This window comes from Candidatus Eisenbacteria bacterium (assembly GCA_035577985.1).
Classification (GTDB): Bacteria; Desulfobacterota; Binatia; order DP-6; family DP-6; genus DATJZY01.
Genome location: DATJZY010000177.1, coordinates 1 through 6,378, shown reverse-complemented (window position 1 = coordinate 6,378; position 6,378 = coordinate 1). Strand labels below are relative to the sequence as shown.

Sequence of the window (6,378 nt, the reverse complement as noted above, 5' to 3'; positions counted from 1 at the left end):
GGCGGCACCGCGTGCAGCACGTAGCGCAGCTCGCGGCGCGCGCGCATGAGCTTGCGCCAGCCGTGGCCGGTGACGTTGGCGAGGTAGTGGACGTCGATTCCGGCCTCGAACAGGTCGCGCACGACCGGCGGATAGAGCACGGTCGGCGCCAGCAGCGCTTCGCCGTACGCGGTCCCGTCGCCGATGTCGGTCGCGTAGCCCCGCGGGAGCGCGTCGGCGATCCGCCGCGCCAGCGTGAGTCCGTTCGCATGGATTCCGCTGGACGCGAGCAGCACGATCGCGTCGCCCGGCGCCAGGCGATCGCCGAGGACGAGACGACTCTTCGGCCGCACGACACCGACGCAGGCACCACCCAGGTCGATCGTGCCGGGTGCGATGATGCCGCTCAAGGCCGGCGTCTCCCCGCCGCCCCAGGTGGCGCCGCAGGCTTCGCACGCAGCGGCCCAGCCACGCACGAGGTCGCCGGCGCGCTCGCGGTCGTCGAACCAGCTCGACGCGCCGACCGCCCAGTAGGCCGTGACGACCTGCGGCTCGGCGCCGACCACGACGACGTCGTTCACGATCATCGCGACGGTGTCGCGCGCGAGCGTGTCGTAGTACGTCCTGCCCCCGACCGATCGCATCGCGTCGGCGACCAGGTTCTTGGTGCCGAGGCCCTCGATCACGAACGCGCGGTACGCGTCGGGCTCCTCCCACACGTACGCGCTCTCGCCGCGGCTGCCGGGCACCTCGGCCAGGCCGAAGCGCGCGAGCTGGCCCGCCGTCGACGCGGCGGCGCGTTGCGCGAGGACCTTGGCGGGATCGAGCGACCCGTAGTCGACGCCGCTCCCGCTGTACGAGAGCGGCGGCGTCGCGGGCTGTTTTCGACCCTTCACCCGAGCCGTTTCGCGAGCGCCTGGCGCTGCTTCTCCATCTCGCCCGGCAGGCGGCCGTCGAACTTGGAGAAGAACTCGCCGACGCTCTGGGCCTCGGCGCGCCAGTCGTCCTTCGACACGGAGAGCAGCTCCGCCATGGCCGCGTCGCTGACCTCGATGCCGGCGCGGTCGATGCCGCTGCGGCCGGGCAGCATGCCGATCGGCGTCTCGACGGCATCGCCCTTGCCGGCGCACCGCTCGAGCACCCAGCGCAGCACGCGCATGTTCTCGCCGAAGCCCGGCCAGATGAACTTGCCCTCGGGCGTCTGGCGGAACCAGTTGACGTGGAAGATCCGCGGCGGCTTCGGCACGGCGGTGCCCATGTGCAGCCAGTGGCCGAAGTAGTCGGCCATGTTGTAGCCGCAGAACGGCAGCATGGCCATGGGATCGCGTCGCACGACGCCGACCGCGCCCGACTGCGCGGCGGTCGTCTCGGAGGCGACCGACGCCCCGACGTACACGCCGTGCTTCCAGTCGAACGACTCGAGGACGAGTGGCGCCGTGCGCGCGCGCCGTCCGCCGAAGATGAAGGCCGAGATGGGAACGCCGCGTGGGTTCTCCCACTCGGGCGAGATCGACGGGCACTGGCGTGCCGGCGACGTGAAGCGGGAGTTCGGATGCGCCGCCTTCTCCGTCGAGCCCTTCTTCCACGACTGACCGCGCCAGTCGGTCAGGTGCTCCGGCACCTCGCCGTCGATCCCCTCCCACCACGGACAGCCGTCGTCGGTGACGGCGACGTTGGTGAAGATCGAGTTCGCCCGCAGCGTGTCCATCGCGTTCTTGTTCGTCTTCGACGACGTGCCGGGCGCCACACCGAAGAAGCCGGCTTCGGGGTTGATCGCCCACAGACGGCCGTCGGGACCGGGGCGGAGCCACGCGATGTCGTCGCCGACCGTCCACACCTTCCAGCCCTTCTGCGCGGCGGGCGGGATCAGCATGGCGAGGTTCGTCTTGCCGCAAGCCGACGGGAACGCCGCTGCGACGTAGTGCGTCTCGCCCTCGGGGCTCTGCAGGCCGAGGATCAGCATGTGCTCGGCGAGCCAGCCTTCCTCGCGCGCCTGGACGCTCGCGATGCGGAGCGCGAAGCACTTCTTGCCGAGGAGCGCGTTGCCGCCGTAGCCCGAGCCGATCGACCAGATCTCCTTGGTGTCCGGGAAGTGGCAGATGAAGCGGCGCTCGGGCGACAGGTCGCCGAGCGAGTGCAGGCCGCGGACGAAGTCCGGGCTGCTGCCGAGCTGCTTCGCGGCCGCGTCGCCCATGCGCGTCATGATGCGCATGTTGGCGACGACGTACGGGCTGTCGGTGATCTCGATGCCGACCTTGCTGAGGGGCGAGCCGAGCGGGCCCATGACGTACGGGATCACGTACATGGTGCGGCCCTTCATGGCCCCGTCGTAGAGCGCGCCGACCTTCTTCTTGGCCTCGCCCGGCTCCATCCAGTTGTTGGTCGGGCCGGTGTCGTCCTTCTGCTTCGAGCAGATGAAGGTGAGGTGCTCGGTGCGCGCGACGTCGCTCGGGTCGCTGCGGTGCAGGTAGCAGTTCGGGTACTTCCCTTCGTTCAGCCGATGGAGGGTGCCCGAGGCGAGCATACCGTCGATCAGGCGGCGGTTCTCGGCCTCCGACCCGTCGACCCACTGGATGTCGGCGGGCTTGGTGAGGGCTGCGACGTCGTCGACCCAACTCTTGAGCGCGGTGTTCACGATGAACCTCTGAGACGGTGGGGATTCGGTTGCCGGGGGCGCGGAGTGTAACCGTGCCCGACGGCTTTGAGCAAATGATCGGTGGCGAGGGAATTCAAGCGGTTGGAAGTCTCGCGACGGCCGACCACACGAGCGCTGTGCCGAATGCGGCCTCCCACACCAGGCCGACCCACCCCATGACGCCGGGGTTGCCGTCGATCGAGATGCCGAGTGTACGCCCGGCGCAGAGGCCGAGCCAGAGGAGCCCCGCCATGAGGAGCGCGGAGCGCTTGCCCGGGGGATCGATCGCGCCCCAGAGGGTGAACGCGCCCAGCACGGTGAAGAGCCCGCCGTAGACGGCACGCGCCTCCGAGAGGGCGGGTGCAGGCTGCGTCGGGACGAGCGGCGCGAAGCCGACGAACGTCATCGCACGCTCGGGCGACGCGAGCCCGCCCAGACCCATCGCAACGGTGATGGCGCCGAGGACGCCGGCGACGACGCGAGGATTCATCCGTATGCCTCCATGTCCAGGGCGCGTCCGATGAGCGTGTGCGAGGTGGCCGATTCGATGCGCACGGTGACCAGCGCGCCCGGCGCGGCCGGACCGGGCAGGACGACGGTCCGGAAGTCGGGCGACTTCCCGATGGCCCAGCCCGCTGGACGCTTCGCGGCCCCCTCGACCAGCACCTCGACGTCGTGCCCGATCTGGGCCCGGTTGCGCTCGCTCGAATGTCCTTCCTGGAGCGCGATCAGACGCTGGAGCCGGCGGGCCTTGTCGATCTCGGAGACGTCGTCGTCCCACTTGAACGCGCGCGTGCCCTCGCGCGGCGAGTATTTGAAGAGGAAGGCCGAGTCGTAGCGAACGCGCTGCATGAGGTCGCAGGTCGCGGCGAAGTCGGCGTCGGTCTCGCCGGGGAAGCCGACGATGACGTCCGTCGAGAGCGCGATGCCGGGTAGGCGCGTCCGCAGCCGGTCCACCAGCCGCTCGTAGTCGGCGACGGTGTAGTCGCGCGCCATCCGCGCGAGCACGGCGTCCGAACCCGACTGCACCGGAAGATGGAGCTGCGGCATCACGGCGTCGCACTCCGCCATTGCCGCGATCACGTCGTCCGACATCTCGGCCGGATGCGGCGAGGTGAACCGGATCCGTCGCAGGCCCGGGACCGCCGCCATCTCGCGCAGCAGGCGCGCGAAGTCCCAGTCGTCGCACCGGTACGCGTTGACGGTCTGCCCGAGCAGGACGACCTCGCGCGCGCCCGCGTCGACCGCCGCGCGCACCTGCTCCAGGAGCACGGGGCCGGAGAGGCTGCGCTCCCGGCCGCGCACGTAGGGCACGATGCAGAAGGTGCAGAAGCGATCGCACCCGCGCATGATCGTCACCCACGCCCGCACACCACCTTCGCGTGCGATCGGGAGGTCGGCGTAGGTCTCGTCGGGGTCGAGACGCAGCCCCAAGTGGGGATCCGTGTCGCCCGCGTCGAGAAGCGCCGGGAGATGCCGGTAGCCGTCGGGTCCGACCAGGAGGTCGACCTGCGGCGCGCCGTCGCGCAGCTTGTCGCGCAGGTGCTGCGCCATGCAGCCGGTGACGCCGATGCGGACCGACGGCCGCGTCGTCTTGTAGCGCCCGAGGTCACCGAGCCGGCCCAGCACGCGCGCCTCGGCGTGCTCGCGGATCGCGCACGTGTTGAGCAGGATGACGTCGGCGGCGTCGGGAGCGTCGACCCGCTCGTAGCCGTGCCGCCCCAGCGTGCCGAGGATCAGCTCCGTGTCGGCCACGTTCATCTGGCAGCCGTACGTCTCGATGTAGACCGTGGGCACGGAAAGGCGACTCTTAACCGGGGTCCCCCGGCCGAGCAACCCGCGCCAGGTCCGTAGTCGCGACGAGGCTGGGAATGGTGACGTGCCTTCGATCCCGGACGTTGGCCACCCCTTTTCCCCCGGCTCGCGCGGACGTCACGCTCTGCTTGTATTCCCCAGAACGACGCCGGGGCGGGATCGACGATGCGCGGACCAGGCGTTTCCCTCCCAGCACCGGCTCTCGCAGACGCTGCGATGGCGGCGTTTGCACCACCTCGGCGGTCGCGTAGAGCTGCCGTTGGAAGGAGGTCCCCATGGTGAGCATCCGCGGCGTGTACGAGGTCGCCATCAAGGTGCGCGACCTGAAGGCAGCCGAGCCGTTCTATCGCGACGTGCTCGGCTTCGAGGTCGGGCTGCGCGACGCGCGCCGTCCATGGGTCTTCATGCGCGCCGGCACTGACGGCATGATCGTCCTCCAGGAGCAGGCCGACGTGCCGCAGCAACACTTCGCGTTCACCGTGACCGAGGGCGACATCGCCGTCGCCGCCGCCGAGCTCCGCCGCCGCGGCATCGCCATCGAGGGCCCCATGGTGCACGAGTGGATTCCCGCCAAGTCGCTCTACTTCGCCGACCCGGATGGACACGACGTCGAGCTGTGCGCACCGCTGCCGCGCCGATGACCGAGGCCGCCGAGGCGGACGTCCCTCATCCGGCGCCGCTTCCATAAGGGCGCGTGAGTATCTCGAGGAAGTGCCCGTCGGGATCCTCGAAGTACACCCCTCGCCCTCCGTCGTCCCGGTTGATCTCGCCGCGCCGCGTCCGTGCGGGGTCCGCCCAGTACTCGAGCCCGTGCTCTCGGATGCGGCCGAAGATCGCGTCGAAGTCGGTCTCACCCACCAGGAAGGCGTAGGGCTGCCGGGCGATCTCGCCGTCCGCCTCGTGGAAATCGTCCTTCCGGAGGCCTCTCTTGTCCCGCAGCAGCCCACGAAGACGGGGTGCCATGACCGCCGAGCCGGCCGCGGCGTTCAAGTGCCGACCCGAGGCCACGGCTCGGGTCGGGGCCGGACGCGTAGGCTCGACGTCCGGCGGCGCGCGAGGAGGGTGCGATCGATCGTGACGCCCGTTTCACCGCCGCCAACGCAGACTGGACCCTTCCGGCCGCGGAATAGCGTCGCCGGCAGGTTCATCGCCGCCGCCGGCGCCGGAGCAGCCGCAGGTCGCCTTGGTCGTGGATGAACATCATGGCGCGCACGCTGATCGCACCGAGCAGGAAGATGATCACGACAGAGAGCGCGAGATCGACGGTGGTCAGATAGAAGAGATTCCCTGGCGTGAGGATGGCCCGGATGCCCCACACGCCGAGCGCAGCCCGGACACGCGACGAAGTTCACGCTGAACCGATTCCGACCGTGGTCGGCTGAGCCGTTCGCGACCGTGGAGTTGTTCGGTAAGTGAAGATTGGGTTGCCGCTGCCGCGTTTCGCGCGCAGCCCCATCTTCTTTCTCGGCCTGGCCGCGCTTCAGGTGCATCTGGGCGGCGGGCACATCCTCGCTTCGTTCCGCACGGGCGTGACGTGGACGGACATTTGGAAAGGCTTCGGGGCCATGGCCGGCGCGTACTACTTCCTGGCCCTTTGGCTACGTACACGCTGGCGCGTTTCGTCTTCGCAGTGACGATATGGCGCAGCTGAAGAGTCGTTTCACCCTCTTGGCGCAAGGCCTGCGGAGGGCCCATACTCAACCGGGGTTCCCCCGCCGAGCAACCCGCGTCAGACCAGGCCCAGGGCGAAGCGAACGGCGCGATCGACCGCCACCATCTTGCCCGGTTCGAGCGCCGTGATGCGTCTCGTGAGGATCTGCTTGGGGATCGTCGTGATGGTATCGAGGTTGGCGGCGCAGGCTCTGGGCAGCCCGTCGGACCGACCGAGCGGAACTTCCGAGGGAATGCCGCGGACCCGCGCGGTGACGGGAGCGACCGTCACCAGCTCA

9 protein-coding genes are annotated in these 6,378 nt (G+C 69.9%); 2 read left to right on the top strand and 7 right to left on the bottom strand.

Translation table 11 applies throughout. From position 1 onward, the window contains the following. From VMS22_25445 to miaB, 4 genes are all read right to left on the bottom strand, one after another. A partial coding sequence (locus VMS22_25445) for an AIR synthase related protein (protein ID HXJ37387.1) occupies nucleotides 1–875 on the bottom strand: 875 nt, incomplete at its 3' end. Next, a complete protein-coding gene (locus VMS22_25440; protein HXJ37386.1) occupies nucleotides 872–2,617 on the bottom strand; it encodes a phosphoenolpyruvate carboxykinase (GTP) in 1,746 nt (581 codons plus the stop codon). The genes VMS22_25440 and VMS22_25445, both read right to left, overlap by 4 nt. Before the next feature lie 91 nt (nucleotides 2,618–2,708). Next, the gene (locus VMS22_25435) at nucleotides 2,709–3,104 is read right to left on the bottom strand and encodes a DUF4345 domain-containing protein (protein ID HXJ37385.1); all 396 of its coding nucleotides are present in this window, start codon (nucleotides 3,102–3,104) and stop codon (nucleotides 2,709–2,711) included. Then, nucleotides 3,101–4,411, bottom strand: a complete 1,311-nt coding sequence (gene miaB, locus VMS22_25430; GenBank protein ID HXJ37384.1) for a tRNA (N6-isopentenyl adenosine(37)-C2)-methylthiotransferase MiaB — start codon at nucleotides 4,409–4,411, stop codon at nucleotides 3,101–3,103. The genes VMS22_25435 and miaB overlap by 4 nt, the downstream gene beginning before the upstream one ends. Before the next feature lie 293 nt (nucleotides 4,412–4,704). Between miaB and VMS22_25425 the strand changes: the two genes are divergently transcribed. Continuing rightward, entirely contained in the window at nucleotides 4,705–5,070 is a 366-nt protein-coding gene (locus VMS22_25425; protein HXJ37383.1) for a VOC family protein, read from the top strand. Between the two features lie 25 nt (nucleotides 5,071–5,095). Here the strand turns inward: VMS22_25425 and VMS22_25420 are convergent, their stop codons facing one another. Both VMS22_25420 and VMS22_25415 read right to left on the bottom strand, forming a co-directional pair. After that, on the bottom strand, nucleotides 5,096–5,392 hold the full coding sequence (locus VMS22_25420; GenBank protein HXJ37382.1) for a hypothetical protein: 297 nt from the start codon (nucleotides 5,390–5,392) through the stop codon (nucleotides 5,096–5,098). 181 nt (nucleotides 5,393–5,573) lie between these two features. Next, nucleotides 5,574–5,747 carry a hypothetical protein gene (locus tag VMS22_25415; GenBank protein ID HXJ37381.1) on the bottom strand — a complete coding sequence of 58 codons (174 nt, stop codon included), beginning with the start codon at nucleotides 5,745–5,747 and terminating at the stop codon, nucleotides 5,574–5,576. Between the two features lie 94 nt (nucleotides 5,748–5,841). Between VMS22_25415 and VMS22_25410 the strand changes: the two genes are divergently transcribed. Further along, the gene (locus tag VMS22_25410) at nucleotides 5,842–6,063 is read left to right on the top strand and encodes a hypothetical protein (GenBank protein ID HXJ37380.1); all 222 of its coding nucleotides are present in this window, start codon (nucleotides 5,842–5,844) and stop codon (nucleotides 6,061–6,063) included. Nucleotides 6,064–6,158: 95 nt separating this feature from the next. On the opposite strand, the gene VMS22_25405 is transcribed toward VMS22_25410, so the two are convergent. Beyond that, nucleotides 6,159–6,378 (bottom strand): type II toxin-antitoxin system PemK/MazF family toxin (locus VMS22_25405; protein ID HXJ37379.1); only part of this gene is annotated, 220 nt, incomplete at its 5' end.